We start from the raw sequence: 17,887 nt of genomic DNA, 5'->3' as shown, positions 1-17,887 counted from the left end.
TTGCCACGATGACCGACGACCTGCTGGCCCGGCACCGGGCCGTGCTTCCGTCCTGGATGCCGCTGTACTACGCCGAGCCGATCGAGTTGGTCTCCGGCTCGGGTCGCCGGGTCACCGACGCCCAGGGCCGCAGCTACCTGGACTTCTTCGGTGGCGTGCTGACCAACATGATCGGCTACGACATCCCGGAGATCCGGGAGGCGGTCGAGCGGCAGCTCGCCTCCGGCATCGTGCACAGCTCGACGCTCTACCTGATCCGGCAGCAGGTGGAGCTGGCCGAGAAGATCGCGCAGCGCTCCGGCATCCCGGACGCGCGGGTGTTCTTCACCAACTCCGGTACCGAGGCGAACGAGGCGGCGTTGCTGGTCGCCACCAACCACCGCCGCTCGCACCAGATCCTGGCCGTGCGCAACAGCTACCACGGCCGGTCGTACGCGGCGATGGGCGTCACCGGCAACCGCAACTGGTCGGCCAGCGGGCTGAACCCGCTCCAGGTGGCCTGGCTGCACTCGGGTGACCGGGTGCGCGGCCTGCTCGCCCGGCTGAGCGCCGAGGAGCAGGTCGACGCGGCGGTGGAGGACCTGCGTGAGGTGCTGGCCACCCAGACCGCCGGCGACGTGGCGGCGTTGATCGCCGAGCCGATCCAGGGCGTGGGTGGCTTCGTGCACCCGCCGGACGGGCTCTTCGCCGGCTGGAAGAAGGTCCTCGACGAGCACGGCATCCTGTTCATCGCCGACGAGGTGCAGACCGGCTGGGGGCGTACCGGGGAGCACTTCTGGGGCTACCAGGCGCACGGGGTCACGCCCGACCTGCTCACCTTCGCCAAGGGCATCGGCAACGGGTTCGCGCTGGCCGGGGTGGTCGGGCGTGCCGAGGTGCTGGAGTCGGTCCCGGCGATCAGCTTCTCCACGTTCGGCGGCAACCCGATCTCCACGGCGGCCGGCAACGCGGTACTCGACTACCTGGTCGCGCACGACCTCCAGGCGAACGCGGCCCGGGTCGGCGCGATCCTCGCCGACGGTTTGCGCGCCTCGGTCGGCGGGCTGGACTGCGTCGCGGAGGTACGCGGCAAGGGGCTGATGCTCGGCGTCGAGTTCGTCCAGCCGGGCACCAGCGAGCCCGACCCGCCGCTGACCAACCGGGTCTTCGAGGCGTGCCGGTCCGGTGGCCTGCTCGCCGGCAAGGGTGGCCTGTACGGCAACGTGCTGCGGATGGGCCCACCGTTGACGCTGACCGAGGAGGAGGCCCGCGAGGGCCTGGCGATCCTCGTCGACGCGATCCGGTCGGCGGCGGGGGTGGCGGCGTGAGCAGCCGAATCGGGCACTTCATCGACGGCAAGCGGGTCGGCGGCACGTCCGAGCGGCGGGGCGACGTGTTCGACCCCGCGACGGGTCGGCGTACCGCCGAGGTGGAGCTGGCCTCGACCGCGGACGTCGACGTCGCGGTGCGGGCCGCCGCCCTCGCCGCCCGGGCCTGGCGGGACGCGTCCCTGGCGAAGCGGTCGGCGGTGCTGTTCGCCTTCCGGGAGCTGGTGCACTCCCGCCGGGACCGGCTCGCCGAGGTGATCACCGCAGAGCACGGCAAGGTGCTCGCCGACGCCGCCGGGGAGGTGCAGCGCGGCCTGGAGGTGATCGAGTACGCCTGCGGCCTGCCCTCGGCGTTGCGCGGCGCGTTCAGCGAGAACGTCTCCACCGAGGTCGACTCGTACACGATCCGCCAGCCGCTCGGGGTGGTCGCGGTGATCTCTCCGTTCAACTTCCCGGTGATGGTGCCGCTGTGGTTCGTGCCGGTCGCGGTGGCCTGCGGCAACGCGGTGGTGCTCAAGCCCAGCGAGAAGGACCCCGGCGCGGCGCTGCTGCTGGCCGAGTGGTTCGCCGAGGCGGGCCTGCCCGACGGGGTGCTGAACGTGGTCAACGGGGACAAGGAGGCGGTCGACGCGCTGCTGGACCACCCGGAGGTGCAGTCGGTGTCGTTCGTCGGCTCCACCCCGATCGCCCGGTACGTCTACCAGCGCGGCACCGCCGCCGGCAAGCGGGTGCAGGCGCTCGGCGGGGCGAAAAACCACATGGTGGTGCTCCCCGACGCCGACCTCGACCTGGCCGCCGACGCGGCGGTCAACGCCGGGTTCGGCTCGGCGGGGGAGCGGTGCATGGCCATCTCGGTGCTGGTGGCGGTGGAGCCAGTGGCCGACGCGCTGGTCGAGCGGATCGCCGCCCGGATGGCCGGGCTGCGTACCGGTGACGGCCGGCGGGGCTGCGACATGGGCCCGTTGGTCACGGCCGAGCACGCGGCGAATGTGCGCTCCTACGTGGACGCCGGGGTGGCCGCCGGCGCGGTGCCGGTGGTGGACGGTCGGGACGTCACGCCGGACGGCGACCCGAACGGCTTCTGGCTGGGTCCGACGCTGTTCGATCGGGTGACCCCGCAGATGTCGGTCTACACGGACGAGATCTTCGGGCCGGTGCTCGCCGTGGTCCGGGTCGACTCGTACGACGAGGCGGTGGAGCTGGTCAACGGCAGTCCGTACGGCAACGGCACGGCGATCTTCACCAACGACGGCGGCGCGGCGCGGCGCTACCAGCACGAGGTGGAGGTGGGCATGGTCGGGATCAACGTGCCGATCCCGGTGCCGATGGCGTACCACTCGTTCGGCGGCTGGAAGGCCTCGCTCTTCGGCGACCTGCACGCGCACGGCGAGGACGGGGTGCGCTTCTTCACCCGGGGCAAGGTGGTCACCAGCCGCTGGCTGGACCCGCGCCACGGTGGGGTCAACCTCGGGTTCCCCACCCAGACCTGAGCAGCCGCAGCACGCCCGCCCCGGCCAGGTACGCCAGCAGGGCCGGGATGGGTGTGCCGAGCGGCTCCGGTGCCCGCGCGGGGGTCGCGCTGTTGATCAGCAGCGCGGCCACCACGGCGGCGTAGCCGGCCACGGTCAGCGCCGTCCGTGTGGTGGTGCCCCGTCCGGCCCGGCGCCCGGTGCGGTGCCGGGCGCTGCGCGCCTCCACCGGGCCGAAGATGGCGACCAGGACCGCCAGGACCACCGCGAGCAGCAGCAGCCAGGGCACCCGCCACGCCCACCAGGCGGCCGAACCGACCGCCGGGGTGGGTAGCGTCCCGGTCGCGTCGAGCAGGCCGATCAGCAGGACGGCGGCGGTCAGGTGCCAGAGGAAGACGGTCAGCACCACCAGGTTGACCCCGATCACGAGCTGCCACGGGCCGGTGCGGCGCAGCAGGCGCTCCGCCGGGCCGTGCAGCAGCAGGACCAGGCCGAGTTGGGCCGCGGCGACGGCCAGCAACGCGAGGCTGGGCGGCGCGGCGTTGTCCAGCCGCTCTCCGGGCACGTGCAGCATGGCCACCGGCCAGGGGCCGAGCACGGTGAGCAGCAGCAGCGCGGCCAGCCCGACGGCCAGGAACACCACGCCGGCTCGGCGGGACGTGGGCAGCCGGCGTCGGCGTGCCCCCGGACGGTCGGGTGCCGACGGCTCGGCGGCGCGGGTGTCGTGCCAGGCGAAGCCGAGCTGGTGTACGGCCAGCCAGCCGAACAGGTAGTTGCCGTACCCCTGCTGCTCCGGCCCGGTCATTCGGAGCAGGTCGCCGACGCCGACCAGGGCGACCAGCACGAGCGGGACGGCCAGGCCGAAGCGGCGGTGCAGCGCGTACATCGGTGGGGTGAGCGCGACCACCGCCAGGTAGGCGACCAGGAACCAGAGCGGGATGGTGGCGAACCAGACCACCTCGCGGATCCGGGTCGGGTCGGCGTCGAGCAGCCGGGCCACCGCCGCCGCGGCGCTGAGCACCAGCACCAGCACGCTGGTGGGGCGCACCAGTCGGGCGCTGCGGTCGAGCAACCAGCCGGCGGCGTCGCCGTCCCGGGCCCGCAGCCGGGTCAGCGAGGCCGCGTTGGCGTAGCCGCCGACCAGAAAGAAGACCGGCATCACCTGGGCCACCCAGGTCAGCGGGTACGCCCAGGGCAGCTCGCCGAGCGCGGAGTGCCCGGTGGGCCGGCCGGCGGCGTCCCGCTCGATCACCGTGACGCCCCAGTGCCCGAGAACGACCATGGTGATGGCGAGCGCCCGGAGCAGGTCGACGTACCGCTCCCGGCCGGGCGGGGTGCGCTCTGCGAGCTGGCGCAGGCGGCGCATCGCCTCAGGCTATGCGACCCGGTGCTGGCCGGTGGTGATAACGGTTCGGCAGCCGGGGGTTGAAGTCCGCGCGTCGCTGCCGTAGAAATTCTTCAACGACCCAGTGTCATATGAAGACAAGCAACACATCCCCCTGCGCCTCGACGCGACGGACGCCACCCCCCATCACCGGCGCCCGCCCGACCCGACCCGAGGAGACATCATGAACAGGCGTGACATCCTGCGGCGCAGCGCCGCCGCCGGACTGCTGGCCACCCCCGCCGCCGGCCTGCTGACGGGCTGCGCCACCGGCGGTGGCGACGACAAGAGCGACGCCACCGCCTACAAGGGCACCAAGTCCGAGCAGAATCCGCTCGGCGTCAAGGAGGACGCCCCGCTCGAGGTGGTGATCTTCGGCGGCGGGTTCGGCGAGGAGTACGCGAAGGCCCACGAGGCCATGTACACCGAGAAGTACCCGAAGGCGCAGATCAAGCACTCCTCCACCCAGGAGATCAGCAAGACCCTCCAGCCGCGCTTCGTCGACGGCACTCCGCCGGACGTGGTCAACAACTCCGGCACGGGTCAGATCGACTTCAACGGCCTGGTGAGCCAGAACGCCCTCGCCGACCTGGGCGAGCTGCTCGCCGCCCCGAGCCTCGACATCCCCGGCAAGACGGTCAAGGACACGCTGCTGCCCGGCGCGGTCGAGATCGGTTCGTACGACGGCAAGTTCCTGGTGATGAACTACACCTACACCGCGTACGGCATCTGGTACTCCAACAAGCTGTTCACTGAACGCAAGTGGGAGTACGCCAAGACCTGGGACGAGCACATCGCGCTCTGCAAGCAGATCAAGGCCGCCGGCATCGCCCCCTGGACGTACGCCGGCATACACCCGCGCTACATGAGCTGGCCGCTGATCTCCACCGCGATCAAGTTCGGCGGCCCGTCGGTGGCCACCGCCCTCGACAACTTGGAGCCGAACGCCTGGAAGTCCGACGCGATGAAGGCCGCGGCCGACGCCTGGCACCAGATCGTCAAGGACAAGTACATCCTGGAGGGCTCGCCCGGCCTGGACCACAAGCAGTCGCAGACCGCCTGGTGCCAGGGCAAGGCCGCGTTCATCTCCTGCGGTTCCTGGCTGGAGAGCGAGCAGAAGGCCGTCACCCCGGCCGGGTTCAACATGACCATCGCGCCGACGCCGAGCCTGGGCAGCGGCGACAAGCTGCCGTTCGAGGCGATCCGGGGCACCGCCGGCGAGCCGTTCATGGTGCCGGCCAAGGCCCGCAACGTCGCCGGCGGCCTGGAGTACTTCCGGACCATGCTGTCGAAGAAGGGCGCCCAGGACTTCACCCGGAAGGTCGCCAGCCTCACCGTGGTGGCCGGCGCCAGCGAGGGCGTCGAGCTGCCGTACGGGCTGAGCACCGTGGTCAAGGCACTGGACGCGTCCGGCGCCAACGGCTTCAACTGGGTCTACAACAACTTCTACCGCAAGCTGGAGCGCAATCTCGTCGACGCCGCGTGCGGCGAGTTCTTCAGTGGCCGGATCGGCCCGGCGGACTTCCTCGACCAGTGCCAGAAGGGCGCCGACTCGATCGCCCAGGACAGCTCGATCAAGAAGTTCAAGCGGGCTGCGTGACACCCCGGCCGGTGGGGGCGGACCGCCCCCACCGGCCGCACCACGGGAAGTAGGTCCTCATCGTGAGACATGGCAAGTGGCCGCTGATCGTCACCTTCCTGGTGCCGCCGGTGCTGCTGTACGTCGTCTTCGTCGTGTCGCCGTACCTGCAGGCGTTCCAGATCTCCACCACCGACTGGCTCGGCTACTCGGCCGACGCCAACTCGGTCGGCCTGGCGAACTTCAAGACGCTGTGGCACGACGGGTACGTCTGGAACGCCTTGCAGAACAACGCGATCCTGCTGGCCCTGGTGCCGGTGCTGACCATTGTGCTCGGGATCTTCTTCGCCACCATGCTCGCCATGGGTGGGCGCAAGGGCCGTGCCGGCGTGACCGGTGTACGTGGCGGCGCGTTCTACCGCACGGTGTACTTCTTCCCGCAGGTGCTCTCCGTGGTGATCATCGCGCTGCTCTGGAAGGAGGTCTACCACCCGAATCAAGGGCTGCTCACCAGTGCCCTGCACGCGCTCGGCCTGCCCGCGCCGACCTGGCTCGGTGACCCGGCGACCGCCTTCTGGTGCGTCCTCGCGGTGATGGTGTGGAGCAACGTCGGCTTCTACGTGGTGCTGTTCGGCGCGGCGATGTCGGCCGTGCCGAAGGAGATTTACGAGGCGGTGCTGCTCGACGGCGCGTCCCGGTTCACCACGCTGCGCCGGGTCACCCTGCCGCTGCTCTGGGACACCGTCCAGGTGGCCTGGGTCTACCTGGCCATCTTCGCCCTGGACGGGTTCGTCCTCGTGCAGCTGATGACCAACGGCGGGCCGAACTTCTCCACCGACGTGATCGGCGTACGGATGTACGACACCGCCTTCGGCAGTGAGACCAAGTTCGGCTACGCCTCGGCCATCGGCGTGGTGATGTTCTTCCTGACCCTCTCGGTGGCGGTGCTGTCGCTGCGGGTCGGCCGGCGCGATCGGATCGAGTACTCGTGACCACAGTGGACAGACCCGCCCCCGCCGCCACCGCGTCGACGCCCTCCGCCGGCCGGGACCGCCCGCTCCGCCGGGACCTCGGCGTGGCCAACGTCTTCTCGCACGGCTTCCTGCTGCTCTGGGGCCTGCTCACCGTGCTGCCGCTGCTGTGGATGTTCATCAGCTCGTTCAAGACCAACGGCGAGATCCTGGCCGACCCGTGGGGGCTGCCCGGGGCGCTGAACCTGGACAACTGGGCGCGGGCCTGGACCGGCGCGCACATCGGCCGGTACTTCTTCAACAGCCTGGTGGTGGTGGCCGGCTCGGTCAGTCTCACCATGCTGATGGGCGCCACCGCCGCGTACGTCTTCGCCCGGTACGAGTTCCGCGGCCGGCAGTTCGTCTACTACCTGTTCGTCGGCGGTCTGATGTTCCCGGTGTTCCTCGCCCTGGTGCCGCTCTTCTTCGTGGTCCGCAACGCCGGCCTCTTCGGCACCTGGATCGGGTTGATCCTGGTGTACGCGGCCTACTCGCTGCCGTTCACGGTGTTCTTCCTGACCGCGTTCTTCCGGACCCTGCCGACCTCGGTGGCCGAGGCCGCGATGGTCGACGGCTGCGGTCACTTCCGACTGTTCTTCCGGGTGATGCTGCCGATGGCGCGTCCGGGACTGATCAGTGTGGCGATCTTCAACTTCCTCAGCCACTGGAACCAGTTCCTGTTACCGCAGGTGTTGATGCAGGGCGACGAATCCAAGTGGGTGCTCGCCCAGGGGCTGTTCGCGCTGTCGGTCAGCCAGGGCTACGCCGGCGACTACGCCCGGCTCTTCGCCGGGCTGAGCATCGCCGTGCTTCCGGTGCTCGCCGTGTACGTGGGCTTCCAGCGACAGGTGCAGACCGGCCTGACCGCGGGCCAGCTCAAGTAGCCGACCCGCCGATCCGGCCCGCACGTCTGACCGATCTCGATCGCCGCGCCGCTGGCGCAGACCTCCGCGTCCACACCCCGATCCGACCCCCGCCTACGCACCCGGATCTTCGCCGTGGAGCGGCGGGCGCGGGGCCTCTCGGGCAGGCGAGGCGCGGCGGCTCGCGTTGATCGTGCTCGATCCAGGATGTAGTGGCCTCCGGACGCGAGTTGGGGACTATTTCCACGATCGAGCGCGCTCTGACCCAACGCGGCGGGCGGGGCGCGGGCGGGTGTGGGTCGGGCGGTCAGGGTGTGGGGAAGAGGCGGGCGTGCAGGGCGGTCGGATCGGTCACCTCGGGCAGTTCGCGGGCGGCGAGCCAGGCCGCGGCGGCGGCCCCGTCGCCAGCGGTGCGCAGCGGCGCGTCCGGCCAGTGCCGGCCGACCTCGGCCCGGACGGCGGCGGCCAGCGGGGTGTTCCCGGTGAGCAGCCCACCGCCGAGCACGAACGGTGTCACCGCCCCGGCCGGGCGGATCCGGCCCACGCTGTCGACCAGGTGCGCGGCGGCCTCGGCGAGCAGTGCGGTAGCGACGGGTTCACCGTCGGCGGCGGCGGTGACGACCAGCGGCGCCAGCCGGGCCAGCTCGATCGGGGATCGGCGGGTCACCGCCTGGATCGTGGCGTCCACGGTGCCCCGAGGGCGGGCGGCGATCTCGGGGCTGCCCAGCAGGTCGGTGAGCACCGCCGTGGCCAGCGCGCCGGGGGCGCGGCCGGCGTCCAGGTCGGCGAGCAACCGGCGGACCGCCTCACGGCCCAGCCAGAAGCCGGACCCGGCATCGCCGAGCAGCCAGCCGTGTCCGTCGGCGACCCGGTCCAGCCGCAGGTCACGGACCTGAGCGGTGATCGCCCCGGTGCCGGCGATGAGCACCGTGCCATCCGGGTCGGCGGTGCCGGAGGCGTAGGCCACCAGGGCGTCGCCGTGCACCGCGTACGGGCAGCGCAGGCCGGCGTCCTGCCAGGCCCGGTCGAAGGCGGCGCGGCCGGCCGGGTCCGCGAGCAGCCGGGCCGCCCCGGCCAGCCCGATGGTGCCGGCCGCCACCCGGGTCGGGTCGACGTCGGCGAGCGCACCGCGCAGGGCCTTCAGCAGCTCCGTGGCGGCCTGTTCGGCACCGTGGCTGGTGGGGTTGCCACCGCCGGCTCGGCCGGTGCCGAGGCGTTCGCCGGTGAGGGTCAGGGCGGTCGCCCGGGTGGACGTACCGCCGACGTCGAGACCGACCACGACGGTGTCGGACATCGGCACGGCCTCCTTGCGCTGCGCGGCGTTGGGCCCCGTTCATGCTGGTCGGCGCCGTCGTGCGGGGCAAGATCTGGCCTGCGCGGCGGGCTGTGCGCCAGGTAACAGTTTGAAAACTTCGCCCACAGTCTTGACACGGAGGGGCGTTCAGTAAGAACTTTTACCACTAACAGTTAACAATCTTTTTGGAAAGGCCAGGCGTCGCATGGTTGATCACGAGGTGGACACCTCCGCGGGGACCGCGGTGGTCGACGCCGACGCGTTCGACCGGCGAGGCGCGCTCGGGTCCGCCTCCGACGGGGTGCTGGCCCGGGTCCGCAACGGGCTCGGTGAGCTGACCGGCGCGCTGCGCCGGGTCGCCGAGCACGTGCTGAGCGACCCGGAGGCCGCCGCCCGATCCACCATAGTCGAGCTGGCCGAGCGCAGCGGCACGTCGCCGGCGACCATCACCCGTTTCTGCCGGGCGATGGGCTTCGAGGGGTACGCCGACCTGCGGCTGGGCATCGCCTCCGAGACCGGTCGGGCCCGTTCGGCCGGCTGGACCATCGACATCGGACGGGAAATCCAGCCGAGCGACCCGCTGGCCCGGGTGCTCGACCAGATCATGGCCGCCGACACCCGGGCCATGCACGACACCGCCGCGCTGCTCGACCTCTCCGAGGTGGAGCGGGCCGCGGTGGCCATCGCCGGCGCCAGCAGGGTGAACATCTTCGGCGCCAGCGGCAGCGCCCTGGTCGGCGAGGAAATGCAGTTCAGCCTGCACCGCATCGGGGTGGCCGCGTGGGCCTGGAACGACGTGCACGAGGGGCTGGCCAGCGCCGCGCTGCTGCGCACCGGAGACGTGGCGCTGGGCATCTCGCACACCGGCCAGACTCGGGAGACGATCGAGATGCTCGCCGAGGCGGGCAGTCGGGGCGCCACCACGATCGCCCTCACCGGCTTCCCCCGCTCACCGCTGGCCGAGCTTGCCGACATCGTGCTGCTCACCGCCAGCCAGGCGACCACCTTCCGGCCGGACGCGCTCTCCGCCCGCCACCCCCAGCTGGTGGTGCTCGACCTGCTCTACATCGCCGTCGCCCAGCGCACCCACGACCGCGCGCACGCGGCCTTCCGGCGTACCGCGCAGGCCGTCGACGGGCACAAGGCCGCGAAGGGAGCCCTCGCATGATCAGCGCCCAGGGGTACGCGGACGCGGTCCGCCCGGTGCTCGACCGGCTGCTCGACACCGAGGCCGACGGCATCACCCGGGCCGCCGACCTGATCGCCGAGAGCCTGCGCGCCGGCGGTGTGCTCCAGGCGTTCGGCGCCGGGCACTCCGAGGCGTTCGCCGCCGAACTGGTCGCCCGGGCCGGCGGGTTGGTCCCCACCAACCGGCTCTCGGTGCGTGACCTGGTGGTGCACGGCGACGCCCCGCCGGATGTGCTCGCCGACCCGAAGCTGGAACGCGACCCCTCAATCGCCCACCAGATCTACGCGCTCGCGGCGCCTCAGCCGCGCGACGTGTTCGTGGTGGCGTCCCAATCCGGCATCAACGGCTCGGTGGTCGAGCTGGCGGCGCTGGTCACCGAGCGCGGTCACCCGTTGATCGCGGTCACCTCGGTCGAGCACACCGCACGGGTGGCCCCGCGGCACCCGTCCGGTCGACGGCTCGCCGACCTCGCCGACGTCGTGCTGGACAATGGCGCGCCGTACGGCGATGCACTGCTGCCGCTCGAGGGCGGCGGCGCGGTCTGTGCGGTCTCCTCGGTCACCACTGCGCTGCTGGCGCAGCTGCTGACCGCGGAGGTCGTACGACGGTTCCATCAGGCCGGAGAGGTGCCCCCTATCTACCTCTCGGCCAACGTCCCCGGCGGGGACGAGCACAACATCGCCCTCGAGTCGCGGTACGCCGGGCGTCTCCGGCGCACGGCCTGACCCGAATTCCACAAGGAGAGACGACGATGTCGATTACCCCCGAGCACCCGGCCGAACTTGACCGCCGTACGGTGTTGCGCCGCGCCGCCGCCGTGGGCATGCTCGCCACTCCGGCCATCGGCCTGCTCAGCGCCTGCGCCACCAGCGGTGGCGACGAGAAGAACGAGCAGGTCTCCGGCGGCACCAAGAGCGCGACCAACCCGCTGGGTGTCAAGGAGGACGCCCCGATCGAGGTGGTCATCTTCAACGGCGGCTACGGCGAGAAGTACGCCACCGACGTGCACGAGCCGCTCTACAAGAAGGCGTTCCCCAAGGCGGAGGTCAAGCACCAGGCCACCCAGGCCGTCTCCACCGTGCTCCAGCCGCGTTTCGCCTCCGGCAACCCGCCGGAGTTCGTGAACAACTCGGGCGAGAAGCTGATGGACTTCGGCGCGCTGGTCGCCGACGGTCAGCTCCAGGACCTCACCGAGCTGTGGGACGCGCCGTCGGTCGACGACCCGGCCAAGAAGGTCCGCGACACCGTGGTGCCCGGCACCATCGAGGCGGGCTCGTTCAACGGCAAGCCGTTCGTCCTGTACTACGTCTCCACCGTCTTCGGCATCTGGTACTCCGGCAAGCTGTTTAAGGACAACGGCTGGGCGCCGGCGAAGAACTGGGACGAGTTCATCACCCTGCTCACGGCCATCAAGGCCAAGGGCATCACGCCGTACGGCTACGCCGGGGCGAACGCGGCCTACTACCAGTGGAACGTGATCCTCACCCACGCCGCCAAGATCGGCGGCACGGACGTGCTGAAGAACATCGACAACCTGGAGGACGGCGCCTGGCAGCAGGACGCGGTCAAGCAGGCTGCCACCGCGTGGGCCGAGGTCGGGGCGAAGTTCAGCGACAAGAGCTTCGAGGGGCTCAAGCACACCGACGTGCAGCTGCGGCAGAACCAGTACAAGGTGGCCATGTACCCCAGCGGTGACTGGCTGGAGGGCGAGCAGAAGAAGGACACGCCGGCCGGCTTCGAGTACCAGCTCATGCCGGTGCCGAGCATGTCCGCCTCGGACAAGCTGCCGGCCACGGCGCTGCGGGCCACCGCGGGTGAGGGCTACTTCGTCTCGGCGAAGAGCAAGAACCCCAAGGGCGGCCTGGAGTACATGCGCCAGATGCTGTCCACGGCGGGCGCGAAGGGCTTCACCGAGGTGGTCAAGGCCCCGACCGTGGTCACCGCCGGCTCGGAGGGCTTCGCCTTCCCGCCCGGTGTGGCCAGCTCGCAGGCCGCGCTCAAGGCGGCCGGCCAGGATGTGTTCAACCTGTACTTCGACGGCTGGTACAAGGAGCTCGACACGGAGGCGCGTACCGCCACCAACGAGCTGATGTTCGGCCGGATCAAGGCGGACGCCTTCGTGGAGCGGATCCAGAAGCGCGCCGACGCGATCAAGAAGGACAGCTCCGTCACCAAGTTCAAGCGCTGATCGGAGCGTAGGGGTCATGCGGCACGGCAAGTATCCGTTCGTGATCGGGTTCCTGTTCGCCCCGGTCACGCTGTACGTGGTCTTCGTCATCGCGCCGTACGCGCAGGCGTTCCAGATCTCGATGACCAACTGGAGGGGGCTCTCCGCCCCGCAGTGGGTGGGCTTCGACAACTACCGGAGGCTGCTCGACGACGGCAGCTTCTGGAAGGCGGTCCAGCACCACGGCGTACTGCTGCTTGCCCTGCCGCTGATCACCATTGCTATCGCGCTGTTCTTCTCGTTCCTGCTCAACGTGGGCGGGAAGAGCAGCGGTGGGCAACGCCAGGGGGTCTGGGGGGCGAAGTTCTACCGGGTGGTGTTCTTCTTCCCCCAGGTCCTGGCGGTGGCCATCATCGCGGTGCTGTTCCAGATGGTCTACCGGCCCAACGAGTCCGGCCTGATCAACGGCGTACTGATGAAGCTCGGCTTCGATCCGGTGCTCTTCCTGGTCCGGCCGAACCTGGCCCTCTGGTCGATCATCGGGGTGCTGGTCTGGCAGGCGGTCGGCTTCTACGTGGTGCTCTTCTCGGCCGGGATGGCCTCCATCCCGGGTGAGATCTACGAGGCCGCCGAGATGGACGGGGCGACCAAGGTGACCCTGTTCTTCCGGGTCACCCTGCCGCTGCTCTGGGACACCCTCCAGGTCGCCTGGGTCTACCTGGGCATCGCGGCGTTCGACGCGTTCGCCATCGTCGCGGTGCTCTCCGTGGACGGTGGCGGCCCGGACGGCGCCACCACGGTGCTGGCCATGGAGATCTACCGCAACGCGTTCGTCTACTCGAAATACGGCTACGCCTCCGCGATGGGTGTGGCGCTCTTCTTCCTGACCCTCACGTTCGCGGCGCTGACGCTGCGGCTCACCAAGCGGGAAAGCGTGGAGTACTGATGAACCCGCAGTCGACGCTGCCCCCGACGCCGGCGGCGCTACCGCCGAAGACCGGCGACCCGGGCGCCCCCGGTGGACGAGGGTCGAAGAGCCCCCGCTCGGAGGCACGGCTCTTCGCCGGCCTGGGGCACATCGCGCTCGCCGTGTGGGCGGTGATCGTGATCGTGCCGATCCTCTGGACGTTCCTCGCCGCGTTCAAGAACACGACCGAGATCTTCAGCAGCCCGTGGACGCTCCCGGCGGAGCTGCGCTGGGAAAACTTCGGCCGGGCCTGGACCAAGGCGCACGTCGGCCGGTACTTCCTCAACAGCGTCATTGTGGTCACCTGCAGCACCTTCGGCACCATGCTGCTCGGCTCGATGGCGGCGTACGTGCTGGCCCGGTACAAGTTCTGGGGCAACCGGGCGATCTACTACCTCTTCGTCTCCGGGTTGGCCTTCCCGGTCTTCCTGGCCCTGGTGCCGCTCTTCTTCGTGGTGAAGAACCTGGGCCTGCTGGACACCCACACCGGGGTGGTGCTGGTCTACATCGCGTACTCGCTGCCGTTCACGATCTTCTTCCTGGCCGCGTTCTTCAAGACGCTGCCGTCGTCGGTGGCGGAGGCGGGGCTGATCGACGGCTGCGGGCACACGCGGCTGTTCTTCCAGGTCATGATGCCGATGGCGAAGCCGGGTCTGATCAGCGTGGCGATCTTCAACATCATCGGTCAGTGGGCGCAGTACCAACTTCCCCTGGTGCTGCTCTCCAACGCGAAGGACAAGTGGGTGCTCACCCAGGGCATCGCGGACATCTCGGTCAACGCCGGCTACGAGGCGGACTGGTCCGGGTTGTTCGCCGCGCTGACCATCGCGATCCTCCCGATGATCATCGTGTACGCGATCTTCCAGCGTCAGATCCAGGCCGGCCTCACCTCCGGCGCCGTGAAGTAAGGAAGGGCGCCTTCTTAACGCCTGGTGCATAGGAAGGGCCCCCTATTAACAACACCTCCTCGGCCGGTGCCGACTCCAGCGCCTGCGCGTGCTGCGGGGGGTTTGTTAATAAGGGGCCCTTCCTCTACCGGAGGCGTTAAAAAGGTGCCCTTCCTTTCACCTCGGGTGGTCGTCGGCGTGGGCGTGCCAGGAGTGCCACAGCGCGGCGTACGCCCCGTCGGCCGCCACCAGCTCGTCGTGGCTGCCGATCTCGGTGATCCGGCCGTCGGCCAGGACGGCGACCCGGTCGGCGTCGTGCGCGGTGTTCAGCCGGTGCGCGATGGCGATGACGGTCCGCCCGACGAGCACGGCGGCCAACGCCCGCTCGGTACGCCGGGCGGTCGTCGGGTCGAGCGCGGCGGTCGCCTCGTCCAGGATCAGCGTGTGCGGGTCGGCGAGCACCAACCGGGCCAGCGCCAGTTGCTGCGCCTCGGCGGCGCCGAGCTGCCGGGCCCCGTCCCCGAGCGCGGTGTCCAGGCCGTCGGGCAGGTCGGCGTGCCAGTCGGCGCCCACCGTGACCAGCGCGGAGCGCATCTGCTCGTCGGAGGCGTCCGGGGCGGCGAAGGCGAGATTGTCGCGTAGCGAACCGATGAAAACGTGGTGTTCCTGGGTGACCAGGGCGATCCGGCGACGACGCTCGGCCGGGTCGAGGTCGGTCACCGGGCAGCCACCGATGCTGACGACGCCGCGGCGCGGCGCGTCGATCCCGGCGAGCAGCCGGGCCAGGGTGGACTTGCCGGCCCCCGACGGGCCGACGACGGCCAGCCGCTCCCCGGGCCGCACCTCCAGGTCGATGCCGTGCAGCACGTCGCGCCCCCCGCCGTACGAGAACCGCGCCTCGCGCACGACGAGTCGCTCTCCCCGTGACGTGGCGACCGTGCCGGGCGGCTCGGGCGGAACCAGCCCGACGCCGAGCACCCGGGCGAACGACGCGAAGCCGCGCTGCGCCTGCTCGGTCCACTGCAGCAGCCGGTCCAGCGGATCGATCGCCTGCTGCAGGTAGAGCGCGGCGGCGACCACCGCGCCGAGCGACACCATCTCCTCGGCGAGCAGATACCCGCCGACGAGCAGGACCATGGCGACGGGTAGCGGATAGCTGGCCTCCACCACGCTGAAGAACACCGTACGCAGCGCGAGGGTCGCCCGCCGGGCCCGCCACACCCGGGTGATGCGGGTGGTGCCGTGCCGGATCCGGTCGTCGGCCAGCCGCAGCGCCTCGACCGTGCGGGCGCCCTCGGCGGTGGTGGTCAGCGTCTCGGTCAGCTCCGCGGCCGCCGCGCCCTCGGCGAGGTACGCGGAGCTGGCCCGCCGCAGGTACCAGCGGGTCACCGCCCAGATCGACGGCAGCCCGGCCAGCGCCGCCAGCCCGAGCAGCGGGTGCAGCAGGAAGACCGCCCCGAACAGCAGCGTCAGCTGCACCGAGGCGATGACCATGGTGGGCACCACGTCCCGGACCGTGGTGCCGACCGTCGACACGTCGACGGAACTGCGGGTCGCCAGGTCCCCGGAGCCGGCCCGCTCGACGACCGAGACGGGCAGCCCGAGCGTCCTGTCGACGAACTCCTCGCGCAACTCGGCGACGGCCCGCTCCCCGAACCGGTGGCCGGCGTACTGCGCGTACCGGGAGAGCAGCGCGCTCACCAGGACGCACCCGCCGATCGCCAGGGCCAGGCGGTCCACCGTGGTCACGCTCGCACCCGCGCTGACCCGGTCGACGATGGTGCCCAGCAGCCACGGCGGGGCCAGCCCGGCGACCGCGGCGGCGCCGTGCAGCGCCAGCACGGCGCCGACGGAGCGTCGGTGCCGGCCGATCAGGTCCCGCAGTGCCCGGCGTACCGTCCTGCGGTCCGCCACCGGCAGTCGGCTCACGGATAGGCCCCCTCGGCGTCGGCGGGTCGGTCCACGTCGGGATCGGCGCTGTCCCGGGCCACCAGGTGCCGGTAGCCGGGGTCCTGGTGGAGCAGGTCGGTGTGGGTGCCGGTGGCGACGATCCGGCCCGCACGCAGGTGCGCGACGAGGTCGGTCCGGCTGAGCAGCAGCGGCGAGGTGGCGAGCACGACCGTCGTGCGGCCGGCTCGCGCGACCCGTAGCCGTTCGGCGATCCGCGCCTCGGTGTGCGCGTCCACGGCCGACGTGGGGTCGAGGAGGATCAGCACCTCCGGCTCGGCGAGCAGCGCCCGGGCCAGGCGTACCCGTTGGCGCTGGCCGCCGGAGAGCGTCCGGGCCCGGGCGTCGATCACGGTGTCCAGCCCGGCCGGCAGCGCATCGACGATGTCCTCGGCCGACGCGGCCCGCAGAGCCGCGCTGATCCGGTCGTCGTCGTCGTCGTTCAGCCGGTCGTCGTCGGACTCGGTTCGGGAGAGCAGGACCTCCCGCAGCGTGCCGGGGAACAGGTACGAGTCGTGATCGGCGACCACGATGCGCGCGCGGACCTCGTCCAGGGCGATCCCGGTCAGCGGCACGCCGCCCCAGGTGGATTCGCTGGCCACGTACCGGCCGAGCCGGTCGGCCAGGGCCAGCGCCGCCGAAGGATCGTCGGCGGCCACGCCGGTCAGCCGGCCGACGGGAACGGTCAGCCCGGTCACCGGGTCGTGCAGGTCCGCGGGGTGCTCCGGAGCGGAGACGACGTCCCGGCGGCGTCGATCCGGAACGCCATCCCGACGATCCGGTGCGCTGCGCGGGCCGCCGACGTCGTCCGGGGTCAGCTTGAGCAGGGCGACGATCCGCCGGGCGGCGACCCGGCCGCGGATCAGTTGGTGGCTGCCTTCGAGCAGGAACCAGACCGGCACGATCAGGGTCGCCACGTAGCCGTAGACGGCGACCAGCTCACCGATCGTGACATCACCGGCCACCGCCATCCGGGCCGTCAGCCACACCACCGCCGCCAGGAACAGCCCGGGGATGGCGACGGTCGCCGCGTCGATCCAGCTGTTGACCGCGCCGACCCGGTAGCCCTCGGCGAGCAGGTCGCGGGATCTGGCCGCGTACCGGCGGGCGAACAGGTCCCGACCGCCTACCCCGGCGAGCACCCGTAGCCCGGCCACGATGTCGCCGGATCGGGCGGTGAGCGCGCCCTGCTGCTTCCGGTAGACCGTTTCGGCCCGCTCCAGGCGGCGTAGTAGCGGACCGACGACCAGCCCGACGGCGGGCACTCCCACCAGGATGCAGAGCGCGAGCACCGGGGAGATCGACCAGAGCACCACGGCGATGACCGCGTACGCGACGATCGCGCCGACCCCCGGCCCGGTCAGCGTGAGCACCTGCGCCGACCAGTCGATGTCGGAGCCGCCGATGGTGGCCACCTCGCCGGCGGCGACCCGGCGCGGCAGCACCGCGCCGATCCGGGACAGCTGCCGCAGCACGACGGCGGCCGAGCGGGCCTTGGCGTCCTCCCGGATGAAGGTCATGGTGCGGTGCCGCATGATGCCCAGGTACGACAGCCCCGCACCCGCGACGAGGATCGCCGCCACCCAGAACGCCAGGGCCTGGGTGTCGCCCGCGCGCAGCCCGTCGTCGACGGCGCGGGCGATCAGGTAGGGCCGGACCGACAGCCCGATCATCCAGGCCGTCCCGAGCAGGCTTCCGCGCAGCACCCGCCAGGGCTGGCGGCGGACCAGCCACCAGAGGTACCGCATCGGACCCCCGGTGTCCGGAGTGCCAGGATCGGAATGCGGAATCTGCGGGGGCACCCGGCCACGCTACCGAGCCCTT

14 protein-coding genes are annotated in these 17,887 nt (G+C 71.2%); 10 read left to right on the top strand and 4 right to left on the bottom strand.

Annotated features, from left to right (window positions below; genetic code table 11):
- Positions 1-8: 8 nt before the first annotated feature.
- Positions 9-1,307: an aspartate aminotransferase family protein gene (locus tag ACWD5O_RS17675; RefSeq protein ID WP_450085951.1), complete on the top strand. Its 1,299-nt coding sequence runs from the start codon at positions 9-11 to the stop codon at positions 1,305-1,307.
- Positions 1,304-2,797: a CoA-acylating methylmalonate-semialdehyde dehydrogenase gene (locus tag ACWD5O_RS17670; RefSeq protein ID WP_450085950.1), complete on the top strand. Its 1,494-nt coding sequence runs from the start codon at positions 1,304-1,306 to the stop codon at positions 2,795-2,797. The genes ACWD5O_RS17675 and ACWD5O_RS17670 overlap by 4 nt, the downstream gene beginning before the upstream one ends.
- Here ACWD5O_RS17670 and ACWD5O_RS17665 read toward each other — a convergent pair.
- A complete protein-coding gene (locus ACWD5O_RS17665; RefSeq protein ID WP_450085949.1) occupies positions 2,769-4,142 on the bottom strand; it encodes an acyltransferase family protein in 1,374 nt (457 codons plus the stop codon). The two genes, ACWD5O_RS17670 and ACWD5O_RS17665, sit on opposite strands and share 29 nt — an antisense overlap.
- A 202-nt stretch (positions 4,143-4,344) precedes the next feature.
- On the opposite strand from ACWD5O_RS17665, the gene ngcE (ACWD5O_RS17660) reads away from it, so the two are divergent.
- The 3 genes from ngcE (ACWD5O_RS17660) (at position 4,345) to ACWD5O_RS17650 (ending at position 7,633) form a co-directional block, all read left to right on the top strand.
- Positions 4,345-5,760: an N-acetylglucosamine/diacetylchitobiose ABC transporter substrate-binding protein gene (ngcE, locus tag ACWD5O_RS17660; protein ID WP_450085948.1), complete on the top strand. Its 1,416-nt coding sequence runs from the start codon at positions 4,345-4,347 to the stop codon at positions 5,758-5,760.
- Between the two features lie 62 nt (positions 5,761-5,822).
- A complete protein-coding gene (locus tag ACWD5O_RS17655; protein WP_450085947.1) occupies positions 5,823-6,731 on the top strand; it encodes a carbohydrate ABC transporter permease in 909 nt (302 codons plus the stop codon).
- Positions 6,728-7,633 (top strand): carbohydrate ABC transporter permease, encoded by a 906-nt coding sequence (locus tag ACWD5O_RS17650; RefSeq protein WP_354967529.1) that lies wholly within the window; start codon positions 6,728-6,730, stop codon positions 7,631-7,633. Before ACWD5O_RS17655 ends, ACWD5O_RS17650 begins: the two co-directional genes overlap by 4 nt.
- A gap of 286 nt (positions 7,634-7,919) precedes the next feature.
- Here the strand turns inward: ACWD5O_RS17650 and ACWD5O_RS17645 are convergent, their stop codons facing one another.
- On the bottom strand, positions 7,920-8,906 hold the full coding sequence (locus ACWD5O_RS17645; protein ID WP_450085946.1) for an N-acetylglucosamine kinase: 987 nt from the start codon (positions 8,904-8,906) through the stop codon (positions 7,920-7,922).
- A gap of 205 nt (positions 8,907-9,111) precedes the next feature.
- On the opposite strand from ACWD5O_RS17645, the gene ACWD5O_RS17640 reads away from it, so the two are divergent.
- Genes ACWD5O_RS17640 through ACWD5O_RS17620 form a run of 5 tightly spaced genes read left to right on the top strand, consistent with a single transcriptional unit; the run spans position 9,112 to position 14,137 of the window.
- A complete protein-coding gene (locus ACWD5O_RS17640) occupies positions 9,112-10,074 on the top strand; it encodes a MurR/RpiR family transcriptional regulator (protein WP_354967531.1) in 963 nt (320 codons plus the stop codon).
- Complete coding sequence (locus ACWD5O_RS17635; RefSeq protein WP_354967532.1) at positions 10,071-10,820, top strand: SIS domain-containing protein; 750 nt, start codon at positions 10,071-10,073, stop codon at positions 10,818-10,820. The genes ACWD5O_RS17640 and ACWD5O_RS17635 overlap by 4 nt, the downstream gene beginning before the upstream one ends.
- 26 nt (positions 10,821-10,846) lie before the next feature.
- A complete protein-coding gene (gene ngcE / locus ACWD5O_RS17630; protein ID WP_354967533.1) occupies positions 10,847-12,283 on the top strand; it encodes an N-acetylglucosamine/diacetylchitobiose ABC transporter substrate-binding protein in 1,437 nt (478 codons plus the stop codon).
- Between the two features lie 16 nt (positions 12,284-12,299).
- Complete coding sequence (locus ACWD5O_RS17625; RefSeq protein WP_354967534.1) at positions 12,300-13,208, top strand: carbohydrate ABC transporter permease; 909 nt, start codon at positions 12,300-12,302, stop codon at positions 13,206-13,208.
- On the top strand, positions 13,208-14,137 hold the full coding sequence (locus ACWD5O_RS17620) for a carbohydrate ABC transporter permease (protein WP_354967535.1): 930 nt from the start codon (positions 13,208-13,210) through the stop codon (positions 14,135-14,137). Before ACWD5O_RS17625 ends, ACWD5O_RS17620 begins: the two co-directional genes overlap by 1 nt.
- A gap of 156 nt (positions 14,138-14,293) precedes the next feature.
- Here ACWD5O_RS17620 and ACWD5O_RS17615 read toward each other — a convergent pair whose 3' ends face one another.
- Together ACWD5O_RS17615 and ACWD5O_RS17610 are read right to left on the bottom strand one after the other, a co-directional pair.
- Positions 14,294-16,045 carry an ABC transporter ATP-binding protein gene (locus ACWD5O_RS17615; protein ID WP_450085945.1) on the bottom strand — a complete coding sequence of 584 codons (1,752 nt, stop codon included), beginning with the start codon at positions 16,043-16,045 and terminating at the stop codon, positions 14,294-14,296.
- Positions 16,042-17,811, bottom strand: a complete 1,770-nt coding sequence (locus ACWD5O_RS17610; RefSeq protein ID WP_450085944.1) for an ABC transporter ATP-binding protein — start codon at positions 17,809-17,811, stop codon at positions 16,042-16,044. Before ACWD5O_RS17610 ends, ACWD5O_RS17615 begins: the two co-directional genes overlap by 4 nt.
- Between the last annotated feature and the right edge of the window lie 76 nt (positions 17,812-17,887).

It is taken from the genome of Micromonospora sp. NPDC005161, from assembly GCF_053599855.1.
This window is presented reverse-complemented; position numbering and strand designations above follow the sequence as displayed.

Bases quoted from the DNA above. Each gene is read 5' to 3' on its own strand.
- ACWD5O_RS17645 (WP_450085946.1), bottom strand. From the start codon at position 8,906: ATGTCCGACACCGTCGTGGTCGGTCTCGACGTCGGCGGTACGTCCACC.
- ngcE (WP_354967533.1), top strand. From the start codon at position 10,847: ATGTCGATTACCCCCGAGCACCCGGCCGAACTTGACCGCCGTACGGTG.
- ACWD5O_RS17635 (WP_354967532.1), top strand. From the start codon at position 10,071: ATGATCAGCGCCCAGGGGTACGCGGACGCGGTCCGCCCGGTGCTCGAC.
- ACWD5O_RS17675 (WP_450085951.1), top strand. From the start codon at position 9: ATGACCGACGACCTGCTGGCCCGGCACCGGGCCGTGCTTCCGTCCTGG.
- ACWD5O_RS17625 (WP_354967534.1), top strand. From the start codon at position 12,300: ATGCGGCACGGCAAGTATCCGTTCGTGATCGGGTTCCTGTTCGCCCCG.
- ACWD5O_RS17665 (WP_450085949.1), bottom strand. From the start codon at position 4,142: ATGCGCCGCCTGCGCCAGCTCGCAGAGCGCACCCCGCCCGGCCGGGAG.
- ACWD5O_RS17610 (WP_450085944.1), bottom strand. From the start codon at position 17,811: ATGCGGTACCTCTGGTGGCTGGTCCGCCGCCAGCCCTGGCGGGTGCTG.
- ngcE (WP_450085948.1), top strand. From the start codon at position 4,345: ATGAACAGGCGTGACATCCTGCGGCGCAGCGCCGCCGCCGGACTGCTG.
- ACWD5O_RS17640 (WP_354967531.1), top strand. From the start codon at position 9,112: ATGGTTGATCACGAGGTGGACACCTCCGCGGGGACCGCGGTGGTCGAC.
- ACWD5O_RS17620 (WP_354967535.1), top strand. From the start codon at position 13,208: ATGAACCCGCAGTCGACGCTGCCCCCGACGCCGGCGGCGCTACCGCCG.